General features: G+C 53.1%; 22 protein-coding genes, 1 tRNA gene and 3 pseudogenes. 11 read left to right on the plus strand and 15 right to left on the minus strand.

What is annotated here, in order from left to right:
- Positions 1 to 101 precede the first annotated feature (101 nt).
- Positions 102 to 959, minus strand: a complete 858-nt coding sequence (locus AABA21_RS39550) for a sulfite exporter TauE/SafE family protein (RefSeq protein WP_420917228.1) — start codon at positions 957 to 959, stop codon at positions 102 to 104.
- 54 nt (positions 960 to 1,013) lie between these two features.
- Positions 1,014 to 1,463, minus strand: a pseudogene (locus AABA21_RS39555) (DUF1634 domain-containing protein); the annotation flags it as partial.
- A 314-nt stretch (positions 1,464 to 1,777) separates the two neighbouring features.
- Here AABA21_RS39555 and AABA21_RS29345 point away from each other — a divergent pair.
- On the plus strand, positions 1,778 to 2,794 hold the full coding sequence (locus AABA21_RS29345; protein WP_338255704.1) for an alpha/beta hydrolase: 1,017 nt from the start codon (positions 1,778 to 1,780) through the stop codon (positions 2,792 to 2,794).
- Positions 2,795 to 2,800: 6 nt separating this feature from the next.
- Here AABA21_RS29345 and AABA21_RS29350 read toward each other — a convergent pair whose 3' ends face one another.
- Positions 2,801 to 3,724, minus strand: a complete 924-nt coding sequence (locus tag AABA21_RS29350; RefSeq protein WP_338255705.1) for a ribonuclease Z — start codon at positions 3,722 to 3,724, stop codon at positions 2,801 to 2,803.
- 321 nt (positions 3,725 to 4,045) lie between these two features.
- Between AABA21_RS29350 and AABA21_RS29355 the strand changes: the two genes are divergently transcribed.
- The 3 genes from AABA21_RS29355 to mutM all read left to right on the plus strand — a co-directional run bounded on the left by AABA21_RS29355 (position 4,046) and on the right by mutM (position 7,207).
- Positions 4,046 to 5,023 (plus strand): hypothetical protein, encoded by a 978-nt coding sequence (locus AABA21_RS29355; protein WP_338255706.1) that lies wholly within the window; start codon positions 4,046 to 4,048, stop codon positions 5,021 to 5,023.
- 223 nt (positions 5,024 to 5,246) lie between these two features.
- Positions 5,247 to 5,888, plus strand: coding sequence for a DUF3267 domain-containing protein (locus AABA21_RS29360; RefSeq protein WP_338255707.1), 642 nt, complete (start codon positions 5,247 to 5,249; stop codon positions 5,886 to 5,888).
- A gap of 365 nt (positions 5,889 to 6,253) precedes the next feature.
- A complete protein-coding gene (mutM, locus tag AABA21_RS29365) occupies positions 6,254 to 7,207 on the plus strand; it encodes a DNA-formamidopyrimidine glycosylase (protein ID WP_338255708.1) in 954 nt (317 codons plus the stop codon).
- Positions 7,208 to 7,242: 35 nt separating this feature from the next.
- Here mutM and AABA21_RS29370 read toward each other — a convergent pair whose 3' ends face one another.
- Positions 7,243 to 7,713, minus strand: a complete 471-nt coding sequence (locus AABA21_RS29370; protein WP_338255712.1) for a hypothetical protein — start codon at positions 7,711 to 7,713, stop codon at positions 7,243 to 7,245.
- Between the two features lie 362 nt (positions 7,714 to 8,075).
- On the opposite strand from AABA21_RS29370, the gene larB reads away from it, so the two are divergent.
- Both larB and AABA21_RS29380 read left to right on the plus strand, forming a co-directional pair.
- Positions 8,076 to 8,948, plus strand: coding sequence for a nickel pincer cofactor biosynthesis protein LarB (larB, locus tag AABA21_RS29375; protein ID WP_338255713.1), 873 nt, complete (start codon positions 8,076 to 8,078; stop codon positions 8,946 to 8,948).
- Between the two features lie 91 nt (positions 8,949 to 9,039).
- A complete protein-coding gene (locus AABA21_RS29380) occupies positions 9,040 to 9,315 on the plus strand; it encodes a KGG domain-containing protein (protein ID WP_126596986.1) in 276 nt (91 codons plus the stop codon).
- Between the two features lie 185 nt (positions 9,316 to 9,500).
- Here AABA21_RS29380 and ftsZ read toward each other — a convergent pair whose 3' ends face one another.
- From ftsZ to dgoD, 5 genes are all read right to left on the minus strand, one after another.
- Entirely contained in the window at positions 9,501 to 11,075 is a 1,575-nt protein-coding gene (gene ftsZ, locus AABA21_RS29385) for a cell division protein FtsZ (protein WP_338255715.1), read from the minus strand.
- Between the two features lie 639 nt (positions 11,076 to 11,714).
- Positions 11,715 to 11,840, minus strand: a complete 126-nt coding sequence (locus AABA21_RS29390) for a hypothetical protein (protein ID WP_338255717.1) — start codon at positions 11,838 to 11,840, stop codon at positions 11,715 to 11,717.
- A 102-nt stretch (positions 11,841 to 11,942) separates the two neighbouring features.
- Positions 11,943 to 12,380 (minus strand): response regulator, encoded by a 438-nt coding sequence (locus AABA21_RS29395; protein WP_338255719.1) that lies wholly within the window; start codon positions 12,378 to 12,380, stop codon positions 11,943 to 11,945.
- Between the two features lie 165 nt (positions 12,381 to 12,545).
- Positions 12,546 to 13,133: an LOG family protein gene (locus AABA21_RS29400; protein ID WP_338255720.1), complete on the minus strand. Its 588-nt coding sequence runs from the start codon at positions 13,131 to 13,133 to the stop codon at positions 12,546 to 12,548.
- A 168-nt stretch (positions 13,134 to 13,301) separates the two neighbouring features.
- Positions 13,302 to 14,450 (minus strand): galactonate dehydratase, encoded by a 1,149-nt coding sequence (gene dgoD, locus AABA21_RS29405; protein WP_338255722.1) that lies wholly within the window; start codon positions 14,448 to 14,450, stop codon positions 13,302 to 13,304.
- A 346-nt stretch (positions 14,451 to 14,796) separates the two neighbouring features.
- Here dgoD and AABA21_RS29410 point away from each other — a divergent pair, with 346 nt between their 5' ends.
- Together AABA21_RS29410 and AABA21_RS29415 are read left to right on the plus strand one after the other, a co-directional pair.
- Complete coding sequence (locus AABA21_RS29410) at positions 14,797 to 15,468, plus strand: HAD family hydrolase (RefSeq protein ID WP_338255723.1); 672 nt, start codon at positions 14,797 to 14,799, stop codon at positions 15,466 to 15,468.
- A gap of 91 nt (positions 15,469 to 15,559) precedes the next feature.
- Complete coding sequence (locus tag AABA21_RS29415; protein ID WP_338255724.1) at positions 15,560 to 16,354, plus strand: PhzF family phenazine biosynthesis protein; 795 nt, start codon at positions 15,560 to 15,562, stop codon at positions 16,352 to 16,354.
- A 91-nt stretch (positions 16,355 to 16,445) separates the two neighbouring features.
- Here AABA21_RS29415 and AABA21_RS29420 read toward each other — a convergent pair whose 3' ends face one another.
- Positions 16,446 to 16,673, minus strand: a complete 228-nt coding sequence (locus AABA21_RS29420) for a hypothetical protein (protein WP_338255725.1) — start codon at positions 16,671 to 16,673, stop codon at positions 16,446 to 16,448.
- 370 nt (positions 16,674 to 17,043) lie between these two features.
- Between AABA21_RS29420 and AABA21_RS29425 the strand changes: the two genes are divergently transcribed.
- Positions 17,044 to 17,117: transfer RNA gene (locus AABA21_RS29425), tRNA-Arg, on the plus strand.
- A 167-nt stretch (positions 17,118 to 17,284) separates the two neighbouring features.
- Here the strand turns inward: AABA21_RS29425 and AABA21_RS29430 are convergent.
- Positions 17,285 to 17,518, minus strand: a complete 234-nt coding sequence (locus AABA21_RS29430; RefSeq protein WP_338255727.1) for a DUF4926 domain-containing protein — start codon at positions 17,516 to 17,518, stop codon at positions 17,285 to 17,287.
- 22 nt (positions 17,519 to 17,540) lie between these two features.
- Positions 17,541 to 18,377 carry a tyrosine-type recombinase/integrase gene (locus tag AABA21_RS29435; RefSeq protein WP_338255728.1) on the minus strand — a complete coding sequence of 279 codons (837 nt, stop codon included), beginning with the start codon at positions 18,375 to 18,377 and terminating at the stop codon, positions 17,541 to 17,543.
- Between AABA21_RS29435 and AABA21_RS29440 the strand changes: the two are divergent.
- Positions 18,327 to 18,836 (plus strand): annotated as a pseudogene (locus AABA21_RS29440) (transposase); the annotation flags it as partial. The gene AABA21_RS29435 and the pseudogene AABA21_RS29440 sit on opposite strands and share 51 nt — an antisense overlap.
- 699 nt (positions 18,837 to 19,535) lie before the next feature.
- Positions 19,536 to 19,935, plus strand: a pseudogene (locus tag AABA21_RS29445) (DDE-type integrase/transposase/recombinase); the annotation flags it as partial.
- Between the two features lie 232 nt (positions 19,936 to 20,167).
- Here the strand turns inward: AABA21_RS29445 and AABA21_RS29450 are convergent.
- The 3 genes from AABA21_RS29450 to AABA21_RS29460 form a co-directional block, all read right to left on the minus strand.
- Entirely contained in the window at positions 20,168 to 20,734 is a 567-nt protein-coding gene (locus AABA21_RS29450) for a dihydrofolate reductase family protein (RefSeq protein WP_338255730.1), read from the minus strand.
- Between the two features lie 546 nt (positions 20,735 to 21,280).
- Positions 21,281 to 21,856 (minus strand): DinB family protein, encoded by a 576-nt coding sequence (locus tag AABA21_RS29455; protein ID WP_338255731.1) that lies wholly within the window; start codon positions 21,854 to 21,856, stop codon positions 21,281 to 21,283.
- Positions 21,857 to 21,984: 128 nt separating this feature from the next.
- Positions 21,985 to 22,407: a tyrosine-type recombinase/integrase gene (locus AABA21_RS29460; RefSeq protein ID WP_338255734.1), complete on the minus strand. Its 423-nt coding sequence runs from the start codon at positions 22,405 to 22,407 to the stop codon at positions 21,985 to 21,987.
- Positions 22,408 to 22,597: the final 190 nt, after the last annotated feature.

Genomic DNA, 22,597 nt, shown 5'->3' on the forward strand with positions numbered 1-22,597 from the left:
AGTATATACGCTTAATTTAAACGCTTGTTGCGATTATGTGGCAATGTTATGTGGCGATATAATGTAGCGCTGATTTTGTTTGAATGGTGTGGATTGGCAGCCTAAAAGGAGCCGATTCCCAGCCCATGCAGAATCATTTCCAGTGCCGCGATCAGAATGACCGGCACGAAAATGATGCGTAAGATCTTATTGCTCATGCGCAGCAACAGGCGGGCACCCACCAGCGCCCCCATCAACACTCCCAGGGCGACTGGAGCCGCTATCAATGGGGGAATATTGCCACGCGAGAAATAGATGCCGGCGCTGGCGGCGGCCGTCACTCCGATCATCAGATTGCTGGTTGTCGTAGATACCTTGAGCGGTAAGCGCATGATGGTATCCATGGCGATAACTTTAAAGGTGCCGCTGCCGATGCCCAGCAGACCCGAGATCAGGCCAGCGATGTACATCATGCCCAGCCCAAAGGGCGTGCGCGTAACCTGGTAAGACACCTCGCGTCCTAGTTTGCGGTCTGGATATGAGCTGGCTAGCTTCAATGTGCGCGCCCAGCGATCGTTGATAACTCCTCGCGGTAACTCCTCTCCGATTTTGAAGATCAGGGGCGCGGCGGAGACGAGCAGGATGAAGCCAAAGATAACTCCCAGCAGGTTGGGGGCCAGCAGACCCGCCAGAAAGGCTCCGCTAATGGCCCCCAGTGTGGTCCCTATCTCCAGAAACATGCCGATACGGATATTGGTCAGTCGATCGCGTACATAGGCGACGGCGGCTCCGCTGGAGGTGGCGATGACCGAAATAATGCTGACGCCAATGGCAAAGGGGATCGGGAAGCCAAAGACAATCGTGAGCATCGGAACTACCATGATGCCGCCGCCCAGGCCAACCAGCGCCCCGACGATACCGGCCAGCAACGAGCCCGCGAATATGAGCAGGGCCACGCCCAGCGAAAAGTGAAGCTGCATCGCGTCGACGGTGAGCTCATTTTGCCTGTTCTGGTTGCCGATAAACAGGCTGAAGATCAGGATGGCCAGTACCACGGCGGTGATCACTACATATGTATAGTCGCGTTCCTTGATAAACATGACCAGTGAGGCCGCCACACGCACAATCGGCGTCGCGATCAGCAGCAGCAGACCCAGCATAATAAAAGCCTGAGGCCGCAGGATCAACAGGCCCGCGCCCACCTGTCCGAGGGTCTGCGGAAAATTCAACAGGCGGCTAGCCGATAGGCCGCCGGGACGTGTTGGTAACATGGCGATGCCAAGTACTATCAGCAGCGCGCTCAGGATGACTCCGCCCTGCAGAATCCAGCTAATGCTGTTAGAAAGCTGCAGGAGCTCCTGCGCCCCCTTCTCATCGGGCTGTTGGGGTGGCTCTGCTTTATTAGATATGGAAGGGACTGGTGTGTTTAGCGCATAAGGTTTAGCGCCCGCCTCCTCATCTCTCTCTATCATCATATTCCTCATTTCTCTATCGGTTTTTATTGATATTCATCTATGTCCGCTTTCAGTGTATCCCAGCTATAAGTATAATTACAATTCATATATGTGATATAAATAATAACCAGAGAGAATAATATGGTTGACTGCGTCTTTACCCTGCCGGGGAGCGTGTTTTTATTGCAGAGTATGGATAAGGAAGGACGCCTGGGGTAAGTCAATCGTGATATGAAGAAGGAGTGGTAAGGACAGGCATATTATACTGAAGAAATGTGTTCTTATATTATGTAGTGGAAAATTATCTAGAGAAAAAATATCTAGTAGGAAGGTTGTGGATTTCTATGTTCAAGTTATCGAACGTACGACGTCCCCGCTTTTCATTGAAGAGCTTTTTGTGGGGGAGCGTGGGAGGTAGCGTGGGGGTGCTGGCGGTTATTCTTGGGGTTGGCATGTATATCGTAGAGACGTTGACCCGTCCCAAGCGCCTGGCAACATTTGCACTGTATACATTTAGTCCTTTTGAGCTTGGTATGCCCGCGGAGGATGTAACGTTTCCCTCCTTGCACGACGATCACAAGGTGAATGGCTGGTATGTGCCTTATCCAGATGCGACCACCACGATTATCGTTTCACCGGGTTATCGTGGAAGCCGCTCGGATGTACTGGGATTGTGCGCGCTGCTATGGAAGGCAGGCCATAATGTGCTGGTATTTGAATACTATGGACATGGAACTGTGGTAGGGATGCCTGTGACGCTTGGATATCGCGAGATCAATGATTTTCTGGGTGCTGTTGCGTATGCCAGAGAGCGTGCTCCTCATGCGCGCCTTGGCGCGGTTGGCTACTCTATGGGAGCGGCGGTCTCGATCATGGGCACGGCCCGTTCTTCTGAGATTGAGGCCCTGGTGGCTGATAGCGCGTTTGCGACCCATCGTCGTGTGGTCGAGTTCGCGGTGCGCCGCACATTGCATCTCCCCTTCATCATTTTTGATTGGGTGACTGATCTCATGCTCTGGCTGCGGGCTGGCTATCATTTTAACCAGGTCGAGCCTTTGCGCGACATCGGGCGTATCGCGCCTCGGCCGGTGATGATCATTCATGGGATGAAAGATAGCGTCGTCGATCCCCATGATGCACCCTTGCTATACCAGGCTGCCAACGAACCGAAGGAGCTCTGGCTGGTGCAGGATGTTGAGCACTGTGGAGCGTACTTTGCCGACCGAGAGGAGTACATGCGCAGGGTCACCGAGTTTTTTGATCTCTACCTGAAGCAGCAGCCGCCCGTCAGGCAGGAGATCGTGAGCGAACCCGTTACCGAACCCACCAACGGACAGCATCCTTTATCCGAGGCGAGCTAGCCCTTATCAGGCTTCCGGCTCATCGGAATAATCCAGTGAAATCACCATTCCATCTTTGGCGGCACGTGTTCTGGCGAAGACAGCACGTGCCGCTTTTTCCGCCTGCCGGGTATCATGAATTTTGGGGCTGAAGTGAGTCAGGACAAGCTCATGGGCTCCAGCTGTTAGAGCGAGACCGGCACTCTCCTCAGCCAGCATATGTGCATTGCTCTTTGCCAGCGGCAGATCCTCTGGATCGTCGTACATGCTCTCGCAGATCAACAGATCCACATCTCGTGCCAGCATAGCCAGTTGTTGTGTTGGACGGGTATCGGTAATATAGGCGAACGAGATGCCACGCCGGGGAGGTCCCAGAACCTGAGAGGGTTTGATCGTCTGTCCCTGGTACTCCACCGTCTCTCCATGCTGCAGGCGCGACCAGAGTTGCACGGGGAGGCCAAGTTCCTGGGCCCGAGTCGCCTGGAAGGCGGGACGGCGTGACAGTTCCGCGCGATACGCCAGGCAGTGAATGCCATGATTGGCGGGCGCGCAGCTGGCCTGCAATCCACCCGGCAAGGCAAAATGTTCGTGGCCCTTGAGCTCGTGAATAATGACTGGATAGGGCATCTCCGGGGCGATGCGCCGCAGGCCATCGATTACATAGGTTGTGCCCGTGGGACCATAGATGTGTAGTGGCTCTGTCCGCCCGGCGTGGGCGACCATAAACAGGATGCCTGGTAATCCTGCCACGTGGTCGGCATGCATATGCGACAGGCAGATCGCTCCTAATTGACGAAAACCCCAGCCCAGCGATTTCCAGGGAATCTGTGTCCCCTCACCGCAATCGAACAATGTCAGTGCCGAACCGCAACGTACCAGCGTACTGGAGAGCCAGCGTCCAGGTAGCGGCATCATACCACAGGTGCCTAATATACAGATATCAATCATCATTTATCCTTCATATTATGAACATGTATCATCCACCACCCGGATATAATCGAACAGGAGCAATAATTGACAGACCCTGGTGGCGCGAACTGCGAGTGTACAAGCGGTTATCCCAATCATTTTTTTATAGCATACCATGGATAAGCGGCCGACTAAAAGCAAAAGTCTAACGTGAATCTTGTAACATATGCAAGCGAGCATTACGCTGTTATTATTGTTTCATGTAGATTTTTTGACATTTTTAGCCTCTTCTGTTATCATGAGATGCGCGAATGCTGGTAGTAATTGTCCTTGAGTTTTAGCGAGAAAAACATGGAGGACTGCATGGAATGGCGTGAGTTTCTGAGTAGTATCATCAGTAATACGACTGAACGCGATCGTATCGCTAGCGAAATTGGTGTACATGCGGTAACGTTGAATCGCTGGGTGAGTGGTGAATCTTCTCCTCGTCCGCATAATATGCGGCAATTGTTGCGTGCCATCCCCAAGCAGCAGCGCAGCCAGTTGCAGGCGTTGCTGGAAAAATACTCATCAGATGTTTCGGATTTTGACATCGATACCACCGCGCAAGAGATCCCGTACAAATTTATCATGGAGGTGCTGGACGCCAGGGCCAGCATCCCGGACCTGCTCCGCTTCTGGTCTATCACGCGCCTGGTCCTGCAACAGGCTCTGCGACAGCTGGATCCCGAAGGCGTGGGAATGGCGATCACTGTCGTACGCTGCATGCCTCCACGTGATGATAAGATTCGAAGTCTGCGTGAGAGCGTGGGGCTGGGAACGCCTCCCTGGGGTGGAGATCTAGAAGAGAAGGCGCTATTGCTGGGCGCGGAATCGCTGGCCGGCCATGTCACGGTATCGTGTCGTCTGGAGCAGATCGGTGATCTGCGGGCGAACAAGACATTTTTGCCTGCCTACCAGGTGGAGCATGAGGTCAGTGCTGTCGCCTGTCCGATCATGCATGCCTGCCGGGTCGCGGGCTGCCTGCTCCTCTCCAGTACCCAGCTCGATTACTTTGCCCCAGAAGCGCGGCTCTCCCTGGTACGGGGATATACCAACCTTGTCTCACTGGCCTTTAATCCCGACGAATTTTATGATCCGGAAAAGATAGCTTTGCATATCATGCCCCCCCCGCCGCGGCAACAAGAATTTTTCGACGGTTTCCGCCAGCGAGTCCTCAGACGCATGCAAGAGTCCTCGCGTTCTGAAAGGCGCCTATCGAGTCCCGAGGCCGAACAACTGGAGTGGCAGGAGATCGAAGAATCTCTGCTCAACCTGCCACCCGAGACCAGGGTATCCTGACTGATTTGTGCCTGTTGAACCCGGGCACGAATGCCATCGTCATCCCCATGTTATTACAAGATGTATAAATTCAAGAGGTAGCATTATCCACTCCTGAAAAAACAATTGAGCGCCGAAGGCGCGAAACAAGAGCGGCCTGACGCAAGGCCCAGGCCTTTATCTGGGAGCGGGGAAGCTGATGTGGTATGCTGAGGGAAGCATGCTAAAGGGAAACGAGAGGATCATGATGGCACTCATTTTAGTTGATCGATTTCATAGCCATAAAAGAGATGAGCAGCAGCGCTTGATAGATGCTGATCAACTGCAAAAGACGGAGGAGCTGGCTTTGTTAGAAGGTGAGCAGTTGCGGCCGCTGGCGCTGCTGAGCCTGCAAATGTTTATTGTTGGTGGACTCTTCTTTGTCGTGCTGGATCTGTTATCCTATCACTGGCATTATCAAACCTGGCTGGCCCCACTCAGCGCGCTAGGTATTATCCGCTGGATTATTCTTAACATAGTTGGCTATCTGCTCATCCTCTGTGTCCATGAGTTGATCCATGGCGCCGTCTTTGCGTTCTGGGGCGGCCGGCCCCATTTCGGTGCCAGACTGCCGCTCGCCCTCTACTGCGGAGCGAGCCAGCAACTCTTTCGACGCGACCACTACCTGGCTGTTGGACTGGCGCCGCTCGTCTTCCTCACCTTGCTGGGTATTATCGTGACCATCTTCTATCCGGGTCCCGCCTCCTATCTCTTGTTCGCCTTCGCGGGCAACTTCTCGGGTGCCGCGGGTGATGTGGTGGTCGCCCGACGCGTGGCACGCCTCCCCAAACCCACCTTGATCGAAGATACTGAAGTGGGCTATACCGCCTGGAAGCTTCCCGAATAAGTTGTCCCTGTAATTGCCACCTGTGGTACCCAGGGATCTGCTTTATGTTGGTGCAACCGGGGCGCATTGGTGCCAGACTCCATAAATTGGAGCAGGGGGCGCAGGTGCGCCCCCTGCTCCAATTTAAAAACGAGTTGCGGCCGCGCATGCGAACGCCCGTGCGGGGGCGCTCAAGCACCCCTACAAGAGGAGAGCCTGGTGTGTGATATACTATTTTTAGTAGAAGGTCATGTTGGGGGAGGGCAAATATTTTTCGGCCGCAACCGGCCATACCGCCTCTATTTGTTCTCACATGTATATCCTCTCACTACCACCAGTATAGAAGTTAAGGAAGCGAGTCAGTCGCTTCCAGGTCAGGATGAGCAATGCCAGAACTACCTGAAGTTGAATATACCGCGCGCCAGCTGCGCGCCTCTGTCGTGGGGGCGACCATCCGGGAGGCGTATGTCTTCTGGGAGCGCGCCATCAGCCATCCCGCGGTGCCAGATTTCCTGGCCGAGGTGGCCGGTCGTCGCATCGAAGGTGTGCGCAGGCGTGGCAAGTTTTTATTGATCGACCTGAGTGGCAACATGTTTCTCTCGATCCACCGGCGTATGACGGGCAATTTCCTGTTGCTACCGGTGGGTTGGGGTCTGGACACCAGCCTGCGTGAGCAGGACCGGGTGGCCTGGAATACGCGCGGCCCCAGGTTTTATGTCGATGGAGGGCAGGAGGCGGCCGAACAGGCCGAATTCAAGTACTGCCGGGCCTGTTTCGTCTTCGAAGATGGACGCTGCCTGCTCTTCACCGATCCACGCAAATTCGGCAAGATCGGCCTGTGGCCCCGGGAACGCGAGCAGGAGGCGCTCAAGGGACTGGGCCCCGAGCCGCTGGAAGCCGAGTTTTCGGTGGAGCGGTTCGCCAGCTCGCTGCGTGGCCGCCGGACCGGTATCAAGCAGGTGCTGTTGGATCAGACCGTCGTCGCGGGTGTAGGCAATATCTACGCCGATGAAGCCCTGTTTTACGCCCGTATCCATCCTCTACGGCGTGCGGAAAGCCTGTCGGAAGATGAGATGCGGACGCTGCATGAGGGGATCGTCGATGTGTTGACGCGAGGAATTGAGCACGGAGGCACGTCATTTAATGACTATCGGGATCTGTGGGGGGAGGCTGGCGATAACTTTAACCATGTGCGGGTCTATCATCAAGAGGGCAAGCCCTGCAGCCGCTGTGGCACAGTGATAGAGCGCATGGTGATCGCCCAGCGCAGCGCCCACTTCTGCCCCGGTTGCCAGCAAGCGCCGGCTCAGCCCGGGGATGTCGTGACCAGTGTCCCATAGCGGGCGCTCGCCCCAGCCTCTGCGAGATCACATGATTATTGTGGTGTAAAGAAGGCCGGGGTACATGTGACCGTTTTGCCATCGACGTTAAACGACACATCCACCGTCGCCGGAGTCAGCCGGGGTTGCTGTCCCCGCAGCTGGAGCACAAAGGTCACGTAGCCGCCGCTATCGCTGACCGGCGCCTGGTCCAGGTTAAGGTCTCTGTACGCAAAGTGGGCCGTCGCCTGAGCGGACGCTCCTGGAATCGGCTTGACATTTTGCGTCAAACGGGCGTAGATATTAATAACGCCATACGGGCCCGGATTGTTGGCAGACGACCAGGCGCCACAGAGATACTTCGGTAACGTGGGGACCGACGAGACACCTTTTTGGAATGACTTATTCACAGTTACCGTCGGTTGTGCCTTTGGGCGCGTCACCGAGACAGTTGGGCCACAGGCAGACAAAACAAGCAGGAGTGTCAGGAGCAAGGCGCTCATTAGAAATAATGACGTTTTTTTCATAGCACTCTAATTGAAGCTTCTTCGTTATTCTTGAATATGAAACGACACTGCATAATGAACGGGTGCGGCAGCGCTCCAGCGTTGCAAGGATAGATATAGGTGGGCCCACTCTTTAGGAATTACATACAGTATAACATACCTGAATAGTGAACCAGGCCATACTTCCTATTAGTGATCACCTTCACCGTGCATGATGACAGCCAGATTACTGCAAATGTATGAAAAAGTCATGAATAGCAACTTATGAGTAAGAAAGTGCTACCGTTGGCTTGCTGAATAAGTTGGACTGTGTTACACTGTGACTGGTTGTAGGATGCAGATGAATAATCATTGTGCAATGATCGACTTGAGGTATTACTTTTGTGAATCACGAAATTGATAGACAATTCGAACTCTTTAACCAGTTGCTCGGTGAGAAACCATTCGGGCACAACGATCTTCATATGGGACAAACTGAGCAAGCACCCGAGTCGGGCAGTTCTATTCATTCCGGGGATACACCGGTACCACCAGTGAACGCTGCACAGCCTGAAATCTCCTCTGCCATCCATACTCGTCCCGATCCTGGACGCGAGCAACGGAAAGGGGCCCCCGAGGTTATTCTTGGGGCTACCAAAGAGACGGCGCAAATTATTTCAATGGCGCATGGCCTCTTAGACGGGACCGGGCGTGCGATCATCAGTCGCTTGCGCCCCGACTCGATCCTTCCTCTCCAGACAGAGTTTCAAGCCTACACTGTTCGTACGCTTGCGGCGGCTCGCGCAATGGCGATCTACCGTCCTGATTATGTACACAAAAAGACCGGGGGGCATGTTGGCGTGATCAGCGCCGGCACCTCAGATATTCCAATGGCGGAAGAAGCGGCACTCATCGCGGAAGAGATGGGTTGCCACATCACATCTATCTATGATGTTGGGGTCGCGGGCCTTCACCGGCTGTTTGGGCCACTACGTGACCTGCTCTCCAACGAGGTTGATGTGATTATCGTTGCCGCTGGTATGGATGGGGCTTTACCTTCGGTTGTTGCAGGGCTGGCGCCGGTTCCAGTTATCGGGTTACCAACGTCGATTGGCTATGGTTTAGGCGGCAATGGGGTTGCCGCATTGCTTTCGATGTTGCAAACGTGTGCGCCAGGACTTTCAGTCGTCAATATCGATAATGGTGTTGGCGCTGGAATCACAGCGGCGCTGGTTGCCAATCGTGTGGCGCAGGCGCGTGAACATCAGTCGCAGTAGGGAAGCAGCGAGATGTTCTGAATGTAGAATGTCTCACCGCTAATATGTTGGGTAAACGTGGGTACGAAGTTTTAGAGAGGCGGGACTTTCTATGGCAAATAATAAACGTGGGCCCGAGCCGGGATCACAAAAAGCCAAGCATGGTGGTCAAGCTGTACGCGAAAAATATGGTCCGGAATTCTACTCGAAGATTGGTAAGAAGGGTGGTGAGACGGTCAAGGAGAAACGCGGCCCACAATTTTATGCTGAGATCGGGAAGAAGGGTGGCGAGTCAACCAAGCGACAGCAAGGCTCCGAATTCTACTCACGGATTGGGAAGAAGGGTGGCGAGCGTGGCCGTACAGCCTCAGATAGTCAGGAAGAATAGGGAAGATTGCTTTCCTTATCGTGGTCGGCGAAATGCTTTCTAATGCGCGGGCCTCGATGCGTCCCTAGCGTCCTGGTTGTGTCCCAAGTCGTAGCAAGACCGCATCCCGTTGCTGTTTCTTTTCTCGAACTGACGGGCATGCGGCCTTCGCATTATGGTCTACTGTTTACCCTTGCGCGGCTAACTTATTTCTCGTTGCGTTTGATAAATGGCGGTGGCTCGATGGCCCCATCCTGGTCCACTGTAGGGCGATAGCGCGGCCCGCCTTCCTGCCTGTTTCCCATACCACGGATCCCACGCAGATCGTTCAGGCTCCGCTGCTGCCGACCCGGCTGGGCCGGATTCGTCGGGTGTAGTGGTGGTGGCATGCGTGTCGGTGGTGGTGCTATCGGCGGCTCTGCTGGCTGGACCGATGGGGTCGCACCCGGGAGCCCGGGTCTGCCAGCAGTTTGCCATGGGCGGCCCGAACCCTGGTCGGGGTAGGTAGGGGCCGTGGTTGGCCTGTTAGCCAGTGGCATACCAGAAGAGGGCATATGGGTCGCTGAGATCTGACGGCCATGTAATCCATGCCCACGTGTCCCGCGCAGTTCTTCCATGCCGGCCGCGATCAGGGTGACGCGAATGGTATCGTTGAGTGTGGGATCGACCACCGCGCCAAAAATGATGTCCGCTGCATCATCGATTGCGGCACCGATGTGTTCGGCCACCTCATTTACCTCGAACAGGGTCATATCCTCGCCGCCGCTGATATTAAATAAGACACGCTTGGCGCCTCGGATCGTGACGTTTAAGAAGCCACCGGCGACCGCCTCCTCGGCCGCGATCTGCGCCCGATTGCGGCCCGAACCCTGGCCAATGCTCATCAACGCTGTACCAGCCTCCCGTAGCACGCTGCGCACATCGGCGAAGTCAACATTGATCATACCCGGCACATTAATCACCTCGGCAATGCCCTGCACGCCCTGGCGCAGAACATCGTCCGCTACCTTAAAGGCATCCGCCAGGTTGCGGTCGCGGGCCACGGTATTGAGCAGGCGATCATTGGGGATGGTGATCAGCGCATCGATCTCGGCGCTCAACTCGGCCAGTCCCTGCTCGGCGATGCGCTTGCGCCGTGAGCCCTCAAACGTAAACGGCAGGGTCACGATACCAACGGTCAGCGCCCCCATCTGCCTGGCGATCGACGCCACTACGGGCGCCGCGCCCGTCCCCGTGCCGCCGCCCATACCAGCCGCGATAAAAACCAGGTCCGCGTTGCCCAGGGCCTCACGAATCTCGGCGCTACTCTCGGTTGCCGCGCGCATGCCCACCGCTGCGTTGCCACCTGCTCCCAGGCCCTTGGTATGGTTCTGGCCCAGGCAGATACGATAAGGGGCCTCACAGAGGGACAGCACCTGGGCATCAGTATTCATAGCCACGAAGCGCACACCTCGCACGTGGGTATGGATCATGCGATTGATCGCGTTCATGCCGCCGCCGCCAACGCCGACTACGACAATATCTACATTGTGGGGCGCTTCCTCGGAAGCCTCGAAATCAAAAGGGGATTGGGGAGAAAGGGGATCTCCGTCAGTGTAGCGCTGATCCCAACCGCCACGCGCTGGGTCTGGTGCCCCTGGCACGTTCTCCGCTACCTCGTGACGAAGGATCGCCCACTGATTTTCCTGTCCTTCATATGCGTCTGGCGCCTGTCCAGCCCGATCTCTCCATGGCTCGGAGGCCATGTTGCGTTTGTATGCATCATCTGACATTGGTTGCATGCACACCCCCATTTCCTCTCATCGAAACAAACGGTGCAACCTCTCTACAAGAGAATAGGGTGCCGTCTTTCTTCTCAGTTTTTTCTTCGAGGCTGGTCAGGTTCAGGCCTGGTCTTTTCTATCCCCAAACAGCAAAAAATATATGCCCGAATTGTACTGGTAATCTGTTGAGGATAACAAACAGGCCCCGCCTTTGAGCGGGGGGCACCTGACGTAATAAAAGCATTCCATCCGCATTGTAACAAGAGTGTCAAGTATATATCGGGGAGAATACTTATGTCGCCATGGGCGCGCGCCTCTTATATAAAATAACGAATTAAAGCGGGAAAAAGTGATATCACTCTTCCACTGGTTATATATGGTGGTGCCAGGGGTGCGCGTCCGCGCACCCCTGGCACCACCATATATAACCAGTGTCTGCACCTCTGTGGGTCACAAGTCCATGGTGTTGGTACAGCAGGAGTGCGAAAGCGCTCCTGCTGTACCAACACATAAAAACAGTGCGCCCGCGTAGCGGACGCGAGTGCGGGGGCGCGCTGCCCCATTTTTAAGATAACAAAAAAGCTCTGATGATCAGAGCATGCGCAGATAAATTGGAGATGCGCATATCTCTCATACATCAGAGCCTGGAAAACAATGCTACTCTTTTTTTAGTGAGAATGAGCCGCTGGTTTTGGCCGCTTTCTTCTCACGCTGAGCTTCTTTTTTCTGTTTATTGGATTTAGGCGCTGCTTTTTGCGTCTTCTTCTGTTCTTTATTCGCCACGATAGGTACCCTCCTGAACTGTATTCTCTAAATGATAGGCACAACCTATGCTATATCTTTATTGTATCAAAATCTGCAGATGAGGTGAAAGGGCAACGAGCTTTACTGATAATTGTACTGCTCTTGTAGCCGTTTCTCCTCGAAGGTCGCCAGGGCATGGGTAATCATGCGAATAACACTGCCGATATCCATGGGCTTACGAATCTGATAGATGCCGCGCTTTTCTAACTCTTTGACAGGTAAGGTTGCGCTCATCATAATCGCAGGCACTCCACGGGTCTCGTCTATTTCCTGAAGGCGATCATACAATTCTAAACCATTTAATTTTGGCAGACGATAGTCCAGCAGCATCAGGCAGGGCCGGATGCCAGGAGTCTGCTCTAAGGCCGTCTGCCCATTATCGATGACTGTGGTATGATACGGTGTCTCCTCTTCAATCAACTGTTGCAGAAATTGAGCAATATCTGCATCATCTTCAACAATTAAAATCGTTGTGTTCCGTGGGCCAAGTGCCGCCGGCGGAATGACTTCTCGTGGCATGATGAACTCCTTTTCCGCATGCGATAGTTAAGATGCGAATATAATGCTATACCTTAATGTAACGGTTCTCAATCGACATTAGTGACGCACGAAAGGGGGCAATTATGAGAAATTGCTGGTGCCCTTCGTATTTCCTATCCTGCTTTCTACACTTTACACACTTAACTAGCGCTGTGGTGGAAGCTCTGTCCATTTCGACTGTGGTGGCGGCGATGTATAGTTTGCCAGGGCATCCAGTAGTGCCGCCGGGGTCTGATGATGGAGCAGAAGCCGGGTATGAAATGGTTGGATAAAACCTTCTTTTGATGCATGTTCTATAAGCGCGAGCAAAGGCAGAAAAAATTGTGCCACGTCCAGCAGCCCGATTGGTTTGGTATGGATGCCGATCTGGGCCCAGGTTGTAATCTCAAAAAGCTCATCGAAGGTCCCAAAGCCGCCGGGGAGGGCAATAAAGGCATCCGAGAGATCAGCCATCAATGCCTTTCGCTCATGCATACTATTTACAGTATATAAATTGGTTAAATGTTCATGGGCAACTTCACGCTGAAAAAGTCCTCTCGGCAGGACCCCAATGACCTCGCCACCGGCCTCCAGTGCGGCGTCCGCGATTGCGCCCATCAAGCCAATGCGCCCTCCGCCATAGACCACACCAATGCCACGGCCGGCCAGTTCCTGTCCCAGTTCACGTGCCGCCTGGACAAATTCGGGGCGCACACCCGGATTTGAGCCCGCAAAAACACAGATCCGACTCATTCAGCTATCCTTTTTATAGTGAATAAAAAAACATATGAATTTGATTTCTTATTGTACTGTATCTCAATCCAATCCGAAAGATATATGGACCAATGGGCATGAGCCCGTTGTTGAGAGTGGCACAGCGGGACGCATGCGTCCCGCTGTGCCACTCTCAACAACGAGGGATTACCACTCGGTGATGGAGCCATCGACGTTGCGCCAGACGGGACTATGCCATTGGTGCCCGGTTTTGGCCGCTTCGCGTACCCTGTCCTCGTTGATCTCTATTCCCAGCCCCGGTTTCGTTGGCCTGGCTACAAATCCAGCTTCATATTTGAAGACTGATGGATCGGCCAGATAGTCCAGTAGATCGGTTTGCTGGTTGTAGTGGATCTCCAGGGATTGCTCCTGGATGAATGCGTTGGGCGTGCAGAAGTCAAGCTGCAGTGAGGACGCCAGGGTCAGTGGTCCTAGCGGACAGTGCGGGGCCACGGCGACGTCGAACGCCTCGGCCATCGCAGCGATCTTGCGACCCTCCCAGATGCCACCTGTATGGCTCAGGTCTGGTTGGATGATGTCCACGGCCCCGCTGGTCAGCAGCGATTTAAAGCCCCAGCGCGTATAGAGACGCTCTCCAGTCGCGATGGGGGTACTGGTATGCCGGGCCAGTTCGACCAGGGCCTCATTGTTCTCCGGCAATACCGGTTCCTCAATGAACAGGAGCTTATATGGATCTAGTTCTTTGGCCAGCACCTTGGCCATGCCACGATGGATACGTCCATGGAAATCTACAGCCAACCCGATGCCGTTGCCGATCGCTTCGCGTACGGCCGCGATGCGCTCGACTGCCTCCTGCACCTTGAGCGCCGAATCGATCCACTCGAAGTCCGCTGTCGCGTTCATCTTCAGCGCGGTATAGCCAGATGCTACCCGTTGTTTGGCATGCGCGGCCGCCTCGGTCGCCTTATCTCCGCCGATCCAGGAATAGACACGCATCTTGTCGCGTACGGCCCCACCCAGCAGATCATAAACCGGCACGCCCAGGCTCTTCCCCTTGATATCCCAGAGGGCCTGGTCGATGCCTGAAATAGCGCTGGTCAGGACCGGGCCGCCGCGATAAAAGCCACTGCGATAAAGCGTCTGCCAGATATCTTCAATGTGCGAGGCATCCTGCCCGATCAGATAATCACCCATCTCGGTGACGGCTGTCTTCACCGTCTCTGCCCGCCCCTCCACCACCGGTTCGCCCCAGCCCTCCACACCATCATCCGTTGTAATCTTCAAAAAGAGCCAGCGTGGTGGCACCTTAAATAATTCCAGTTTGGCAATTTTCATTTCAGTTCCTTTCCTGCACCCATCGGCGCCATGCCGATGGCAGGATAGTCGTGATGATGGGCGTCTTATATTGCCCGTCTGTACTATCCCGTGTGTATTTTACATGGATAGTTTGAGTATAGAATGTGTTAGAGGCAAATTCAAGCCGGAGAGATAGATAACTCCTCTATAAAATACTCCCGTGCTATGGTCTCGCTTATCATAAGACCCTTGCTATCCGGGCAGGATGGAGGCCGCAACAGGGTCAAATCATCGATCATGCTGCTGAAATAATTGTGATATGATGGAGATAAATATGAATGTTCTGCCACTTATATAGATATATAGAGAAGCGAAAGGTTGTTTAATGATAAGCGCACTGGTCTTTGATTTTGATGGACTTATACTTGATACCGAAATATCCTCCTATCAATCCTGGCAAGAAATATATACTGAATATGAGCAGCACCTTCCATTAGAGAAGTGGGCCGCCTGCATCGGGAGCGGTCTGGAAGCTTTTGACCCCCATGAGTACCTTGAGTTGCTTACCGGACACGCTATCGAGCGCGATCCGCTCGCTGAGCGACGTCTGCGCCGCCACCTGGAGCTCATTGAGACACAGACCGTTCTGCCGGGCGTCGAGCAGTATATAAAGGATGCGCGCCGCTTGAATATGAAGATCGCCGTCGCCTCAAGCTCGCCACGCTCCTGGGTTATTGGCCATCTTACCCGTCTGGGCCTGCACGAGAAATTCGACGCCATGAAATTCGGGGATGAAGTGACGCACCGCAAGCCTCATCCCGAGCTCTACCTTTCCGCCCTGGATCTTCTCGGAGTTCAACCTGAGCAGGCCATCGCCCTCGAAGACTCTCCCAACGGCGTGCGGGCCGCTCAGAACGCTGGCATTTTCTGTGTTGCCATTCCCAATCCGATCACCGGCCAGCTACCGCTGGACCACGCGGATCTGCGCCTGACCTCCCTGGCCGCTATGCCCCTGGAACAGCTCGTGCGACAGGTCGCGAACAGGCAAGAAGTGTAGCGTATCGGCGCTCATTTTGTCGTTGCGGGATAATAGAGAAGAACGAAATCAGATGTATGATGCCACCAGCCATAAAAGGAGCATGAACGAGATGGAGCAGACAATCATCCAGGTAGACGCCTTTACCGACGAACCCTTTAGAGGAAATCCTGCGGGCGTGTGTGTGCTGTCCGAGCCACGCGATGCCGAATGGATGCAGCGGGTCGCGGCCGAAATGAATCTTTCGGAGACCGCCTTTCTCCTGCGGCAGGATGACGGATTTCAGTTGAGCTGGTTTACGCCAACTGTAGAGGTCGAGCTGTGCGGACACGCCACCCTGGCCAGCGCGCACGTCCTGTGGCAGGAGGGTCACCTGGCACCCGATGCCGAGGCCCGCTTTTCCACCCTGAGCGGCCTGCTGACCGCCCGGCGCAACGGCGAATGGATCGAGCTCAACTTTCCGGCGGACCCGACGCGGCCTATCGATTCTCCGTCTGTGCTCGCGGAAGCCCTGGGCGTACCTATTGTAGCGGTTGAAATGGGCAAGTTCGACTATATTGTGGAAGTAGAAAACGAACTGCAGGTCAGGGATCTCAAACCCAACCTCGCGCTCTTGCAACAGATACCGGCGCGTGGCATCGTCGTCACCAGTCGGGCCAATCCCGGCGTTGACTATGATTTTGTCTCCCGCTTCTTCGGCCCGCGCGTTGGTGTCAGCGAAGATCCCGTCACCGGCTCGGCCCACTGTGCTCTGGCCCCGTACTGGAGCCAGCGGCTGCAGCGCCCCACCCTCGTCGGCTACCAGGCCTCCAGGCGTGGCGGCCTGGTACGCGTCCAGCTGCAGGGCGATCGCGTCGTCCTGGGAGGGCAGGCCGTCACTGTCTTCAAAGGCACCCTGTTCGCCTGAGGAGAGAGCCATCGGCACGGCATATAAAAAGAGGGCCCCTGTCTAAGCAGACCGGGAGCCCTCTTTTCATAAAAAGCATACAAAGAAAGATTTAAGGTAGAACGTAAGAGATCTCACCTGACAGTGTATAGCAGATCGCCTCGCTATTGGGAAAGTACACCTTAAAAGCATTCTCAATCACGCGTCCGTGCTTATCTTTACTCGGTTCTTCATGAACATAATGACAGATCGTCGCCTCACACCCGCTGACCTCACCCTCATAGCGGCGAATCAATTTCAACGCACTTGAGGTAATAGTCGTACAATAGAGCGTTTTCATAGTATTGTGAACCTCGCAATAACCGGAGTACCGAATGGCCCGGACAGGGATAACGCCATCTCCTCCCCCTGACCAATGATATATTGTCTCAATTAATAACGTTAATAATAGAGAAAATTAACCACTGCATGCTGTAACATTGAAACAGAAGTTTTAATCATTCACAAGAGAGGAAACAACCTGGCAGTGCTCAACACTGTTGCAAAAATATTACCACGTGTTCCCAGCCAATGACGTCTTCCAACCATACGCCCACAGAAAAATAGGAATTTGGTCCTATTGAAGGATGGATTTGCGCATGTAAAATGGCTCACGAATTGGGTGCCGTTCTATTGACAGCCCCATCAACATGTGCTAAATTGATGGTGTTGCGCCCATAGCTCAGCGGATTAGAGCATCGGTCTTCGGAACCGAGTGTCGGGGGTTCGAATCCCTCTGGGCGCGTTAAACATATCTAAGCCACTAAACCAGCCCCACAAGCCAAAAAAGCCCTAAAGCCCTACTACAGAATAGCAGAACTTCAGAGCCATTTTTACCCAATTCTTAGTGTCGGACACACTGTTTTTCCGACACGAATTGATGTCAAAATGCTAAAAATTGATGTCAACTTTCTACTTTTTAGATTTCCAGATAAGCTCTAATTCTTCCGGTGTGAAATTTGCTAACCAAATTGTCCAACCATCATCATCAACACACTCCATGCAATATCCTGCTCCTTGTTGATACACCATCACTATTGTTCCTACATCACCTACTTGTGGCTCTCTGATAATTGCATCATCACCATCTATTATATGCTTCTGGTTGAGAAGCTTTACAATCCGAACAACATCAAACTCTTCCATTACTTTCTCACATTCTTTCCTCTCATGACTTGCCCCTATTTTTCTTACGTTTGCCCAGGAGATCAAGAGCATTCACAGGTGAAAACTTGCCTTGTCCCTGGCGAGCGGCCCGCAACTTGAAATCTTTAAGGTATTCTTCTGTGACCTCGACACTGCTATGTCCCATGAGACGCGAGAGCTTATAGATTTCGCCGCCTTGTTCCAGGTACATCCGAGAGAAGGTATGGCGGAAGGTATGAGCGGAAACCCGTACGCCAGTGATGCCAGCCTTATTTTTAACGTCCACGAGAAGCTGTTCTACGCCGTTAGGTGTGACCGGCTGACCATAACGATTGATGAAGATACGCTGTTCACCCTCATCAGCAGGTTTACGATAATGGTTGACATACTTCCAAAGCTGTTTAGCGACCTGGGGAGATACACCGACCTCGCGTTCTTTCTTACCCTTACCAAAGGCTCTAATATGATCGTCAAAAACATCCTGCACCTGAAGGCCACATAGCTCAGAGACACGGATACCAGTTTCTAAGAGCACTAGCATGATAGTATAGTCTCGATATCCTAAAATGGTAGAGAGATCACAAGCATCAAGCATTGAACGAATATGGTCATGTGTAAAAGTTGGTATCATATAATCGGGAACTGAAGGAAGCTTAAGCCTCTTAGAGGGATCTTTTTCTATTAACTCTTCTTCCAGGCACCAGGGGAAAAAGCCCTTGATCACCTGGACATATCCCTTTATGGTGAGTACAGATATTTTTACAGGATTGCCACCATTCCCTTTATTGACCGCCCTACGCCCTGCAGGCGGATGCGCGATGTCTTGAGAAGGATCTACACTGATGAGCAGTTTGCCCATCTCTTCCCTAAGGAGGGTCAATCGGCCCAGGCTCCATGGAGACTTGCCCTGGTCACCGTGCTCCAATTTGCTGAGAACCTATCCGATCAATAAGCGGCTGATGCGGTGCGCGGAAGGATCGATTGGAAATATTTGCTGAGTCTGGATCTCACCGATACCGGATTTGATGCCTCGGTGCTCTCCGAATTTCGCACCCGTTTGGTTGAGCACCATGCCGAAGAGCTTCTGCTGGAGACCATGCTCACCCTTTTTCATCAGAAAGGCTGGCTCAAAGCGCGCGGACGGCGGCGAACTGATTCGACCCATGTACTGGCCAAGATCCGCGCACTCAACCGTGTTCTGTGTGTGTGGAAAGCGATGCGCGCTGCCCTCAATAGTCTCGCAGTGGCTGCTCCCGACTGGCTACAAGCTCATAGCCACCCCGAGTGGGTGGAACGCTATGGTCCTCGTAGTGAAGAGTCGAATCATGAGAGAATGCTTCCTTTCATCCATACGAATGAATGCATGCTCATCACTACTTACTATAGCGCCACCATGTTTGGATCTCATGGTGAAAAGCACCAGTGAGGTAATACCCTGGCTGCTTGTTAGGCTTCCCTCCTGGCGAGGCAGGGGTGGAGCTTCCACCGCAAGCTGCGAGGAAGACTAACATACTTCCAAGGATCAGAATGCACGAGAGAGTTGCAAAAACGCGCTTTATGCTACTTTTCCGCATAGTATATACTCCTTTACTGTTGTGTTTCAAACAAAACAACGTTTCCCCCGAACCGATAGCATACGTCGGCCCGGTCCTTTGAAGGGGGATTGCTCAGCACTATCCAGGAGCGATAGTGCCCCCGTTCCTTTGGCAGCGGTCTTATCGCCTGCTCACAAACCAATGCAGGAATCCCTCTTCGTAAGGGTTGCTGCAGAAGATTCTATAAACTATTACGCCCAACGGTTACAAAACTCTGCGGGACTACTTCTACGAACGCAGTATTGGGTGTATCGATGTGCTCAAAGATTAGCTGGTACACATGGTTGCGAGTGCCTTGCGTTCAGGCGATCCCCGCCTTTCTCTGATACGCTGGTTCTGTCAGAATTCAAACTTCCATAGGGCACAGAGGTCCTATTTCTGATATGCTGCTCTCAGCATTTTGATGGAATGAGGCAGGTTGTATGAACTGTCCCTACTGTGTAGGAACGATGGCTCAGAAACGAGCAAAGAAAACCAAATGTGGCTACACAACGTTCTTTTGCTCTCAGTGCAGACATACGTTCAACGAACGCACCGGCGCTCTTTTTGAACTATCTGGAAGTCCCGGCGGACATTGTCCTGCTTGCGGTCATATGGCGGCTCCGCTATAAGCTGAGCCTGCGTGACGTAGCTGAGATATTTTTGGAGCGCAGCTTTCCGTTCACGCTTGAAGTTATCCGAGGCTGGGAAGCGCGGTTTGCCCCCTCGATAAAGGACCAGCTACACAGCAAGCGGCAGGGGCAGGTCGGGAAATGCTGGTATGTCGATGAAACGTACCTGAAAGTGCATGGGAAGTGGTGGTATGTGTATCGGGCGATCGATCAGGGTGCTTGAGGCGCAATGTGGGCAGTTCATGAATCGCTCCTTCTCGGTTGGATCTCTGTTCTCGGCATATCTCGCAAAAGATCACCGCGACAAGCTTTCCCCTGAATTCTGACAGAACCCTGAAGAAACTGATTGGAGATGGGAATATGGGAACGGTGAAGATAGAGGGATATTCTTCATCAGAAACAGTTGGCTAGAGGCTGGGTGCTCACTGCACTCGGCCTCATCATTATTTTGTCGGGTGGTAGGTCAGGGTAAGGACTCCTGAAGGGAGCAATTTGTTCTCGACCAGTTGAAGCGCTTGCATCTCGCTTGTATCAGAGAAGAGGCGCCTGCTACGGCCCAGAATCAGCGGAAAAACCATCAGGCGATACTCGTCGATGAGGCGTAGGTTATGCAGGGTTTGGACGAGTTGAATACTGCCGAAAATGAGAATATCCTGACCTTCTTCTTGCTTGAGCTTGGATATGGCTTCTGCCAGATCACCTGTGAGCGGTGTAGCATTCCAGGTCATTTCTGTGAGTGTCGTAGAGGCAATGTATTTGGGGAGGCTATTCATGCGCTCTCCATAAGCTCCTGTTCCTTGCATTGTCGGCCATACAGCGGCAAACCCTTCATAGGTTCGACGGCCCAGCAACAGGGTATTAGCTTGGAAGAGTTCATCGATTTTTACTTGCTGCTGCTCGGTACTGCCAAATCGGAAGGCCCAGCCTCCGTATTGGTATCCCTCCACGCCTCCTGGATCTTCGACAACGCCATCCAGCGACACAAATTGGGACATAACGACTTTGCGCATACATTTCTCCTCACGTTGATAGCAACACATTTACTTGTAATTTGCAAGTAATAACTATCTCCTTATTCCAAAACATCTCTATAAAAGCGGATATGTTGCCAAATTCTCTCTCACCAGGTATGCAGTAAGAGAAAACACGTTCCTCTTACTGCATACCTGGTGAGAAGAGAAGCCTGTGGAATACATCAGCAAGAGTTCGTCTACCAGGCTAACTCTTTCGTTTTTGACGCATTCTTGGTTGCCTCTGTCCCACGGGTAGCAGCTTTAAGCAAGTAAATGGAATACCTCTGAAGTTTTTATGTTTGGGCGCTTTACGAAAATGAACCAGATCTACCACTGAGGGGCAAGTGATAGACCTGTTCTACATAAGCTCATCAGCACCTGCCTGCTATCGTTTTGGTGCTATGAAGAGGAGTGATAACATCTCATAAAGTGGATATCAGGCCCTTTTAGCGCTATCGGAGTCGGGGATGGATATGTGGGTTATCTTCTCGTTTAAGAATGATCCTTACTTTGAGCTTTAGATAACTTTAGCCGTAGGGAGTGTCACACGCCTCTCCGAAATCCTTCCTCAATCGAGGTAATGTGCTCGGTCGCATGCCCCGCTCTCCCGGCAAACAAGTTGCCAGCGGCCTGGTCACCCACGACGGTGGGCACCGGAGCGGCCAGCTGATCATCGGTGAACTGGTGCAGGAGGTCCAATGTTTCCTGCCGCGTCGCCAGAAAATCTGCTGCCAGCATTTCCAGACTGTCGTCATGGTGTTCGTTCACGTAGGTCTGATTGACGCTGGCAACGGCCATCACCAACCGCTTCTGTTCCCCGGGGGTCAGCTCGCTCAGATTACCCGGATTGCCTGGCATTTCCATTTCCGCCGGATATTGAAGGCGTAAGAGAACGTCTCGAGTGTCGCCGGCGAGTGTATGGCGCAGCAATCGCTGGATGGCGCGCTCACTTTGCGCCAGGTGAGCAAAATGATCCTTGGCGCGCCAAGGAGCCGCTCCAGGAACATCACTCGCCGTTGCCGGGCGCTCCAGGTCTTCCGGGCTCAGCCCTTGAAAAAACGCCATGACCTGCGTCTGCGATGCCGCAAGGGTGTCCAAAATCTCTGTGCGAGTTGGCATAATTATCCTCCTATGTAGAAACTAGTGGGAAGTACAAGGCGTGTCCAGACAACAACCACCGGCGTGGCTCCACGCATTGAGCAACACTTCCTCGGAAGGATAGCATGCGAACCCACAACAAACTTCTTCTATTTTGCTCTTTTTCCACACTGGGCTATCCCAACGAAGTCACGATATGCTTTCACGATATCATTAAAGTGCAGCGCTTTAGATTTGATGTGGTAGAGTCTTTCAGATGAGACTGTGTGACGTTGGAGGTGACGAGCCTTCTCTTGCAGAGCACGGATCGTACCATTTTTATCAAAGATGATCAGGCTGTTGAGGCGTATGACAGCTTGCTCTTGCAGGGATGGTAACACATGCGAATAGGTATCCAGTGTCATGCTGATATTGCTGTGCCCCAATAGTTCCAGCACGATCTTTGGATGCACATCCATCGTCAGCAGTAACGTCGCGGTGCTATGCCGCAAATCACGGAACCGGATATCTGGCAGCCTGGCTTTGTCCAACAGCGGCTTAAATGAGCGCCGCAGAACGTTGCCGGCCTCCAAAGGATTGCCGCTGTATTATCTATGTTGAGCGTGCTTATCATGAAGCAGATCTTCGCCCTTAATGATTTCTCAGAGGGGTGATGGTCACCTTGTTCATGCTACTCTCGAAACAGGGCAATGCATCTAAAAAAACTTGTGTCTGCAACTTCTGCACCCAACCAGTTGCAGAAGTTGCAGACACGAGGGAGCA

The organism is Dictyobacter halimunensis (assembly GCF_036245075.1).

Coding starts and splice junctions, on each gene's coding strand:
- AABA21_RS39550 (WP_420917228.1), bottom strand. CDS start 959: ATGCAGCTTCACTTTTCGCTGGGCGTGGCCCTGCTCATATTCGCGGGC.
- AABA21_RS29345 (WP_338255704.1), top strand. CDS start 1,778: ATGTTCAAGTTATCGAACGTACGACGTCCCCGCTTTTCATTGAAGAGC.
- AABA21_RS29350 (WP_338255705.1), bottom strand. CDS start 3,724: ATGATGATTGATATCTGTATATTAGGCACCTGTGGTATGATGCCGCTA.
- AABA21_RS29355 (WP_338255706.1), top strand. CDS start 4,046: ATGGAATGGCGTGAGTTTCTGAGTAGTATCATCAGTAATACGACTGAA.
- AABA21_RS29360 (WP_338255707.1), top strand. CDS start 5,247: ATGATGGCACTCATTTTAGTTGATCGATTTCATAGCCATAAAAGAGAT.
- mutM (WP_338255708.1), top strand. CDS start 6,254: ATGCCAGAACTACCTGAAGTTGAATATACCGCGCGCCAGCTGCGCGCC.
- AABA21_RS29370 (WP_338255712.1), bottom strand. CDS start 7,713: ATGAAAAAAACGTCATTATTTCTAATGAGCGCCTTGCTCCTGACACTC.
- AABA21_RS29380 (WP_126596986.1), top strand. CDS start 9,040: ATGGCAAATAATAAACGTGGGCCCGAGCCGGGATCACAAAAAGCCAAG.
- ftsZ (WP_338255715.1), bottom strand. CDS start 11,075: ATGCAACCAATGTCAGATGATGCATACAAACGCAACATGGCCTCCGAG.
- AABA21_RS29395 (WP_338255719.1), bottom strand. CDS start 12,380: ATGCCACGAGAAGTCATTCCGCCGGCGGCACTTGGCCCACGGAACACA.
- AABA21_RS29400 (WP_338255720.1), bottom strand. CDS start 13,133: ATGAGTCGGATCTGTGTTTTTGCGGGCTCAAATCCGGGTGTGCGCCCC.
- dgoD (WP_338255722.1), bottom strand. CDS start 14,450: ATGAAAATTGCCAAACTGGAATTATTTAAGGTGCCACCACGCTGGCTC.
- AABA21_RS29410 (WP_338255723.1), top strand. CDS start 14,797: ATGATAAGCGCACTGGTCTTTGATTTTGATGGACTTATACTTGATACC.
- AABA21_RS29415 (WP_338255724.1), top strand. CDS start 15,560: ATGGAGCAGACAATCATCCAGGTAGACGCCTTTACCGACGAACCCTTT.
- AABA21_RS29420 (WP_338255725.1), bottom strand. CDS start 16,673: ATGAAAACGCTCTATTGTACGACTATTACCTCAAGTGCGTTGAAATTG.
- AABA21_RS29430 (WP_338255727.1), bottom strand. CDS start 17,518: ATGGAAGAGTTTGATGTTGTTCGGATTGTAAAGCTTCTCAACCAGAAG.
- AABA21_RS29435 (WP_338255728.1), bottom strand. CDS start 18,377: ATGGGCAAACTGCTCATCAGTGTAGATCCTTCTCAAGACATCGCGCAT.
- AABA21_RS29450 (WP_338255730.1), bottom strand. CDS start 20,734: ATGCGCAAAGTCGTTATGTCCCAATTTGTGTCGCTGGATGGCGTTGTC.
- AABA21_RS29455 (WP_338255731.1), bottom strand. CDS start 21,856: ATGCCAACTCGCACAGAGATTTTGGACACCCTTGCGGCATCGCAGACG.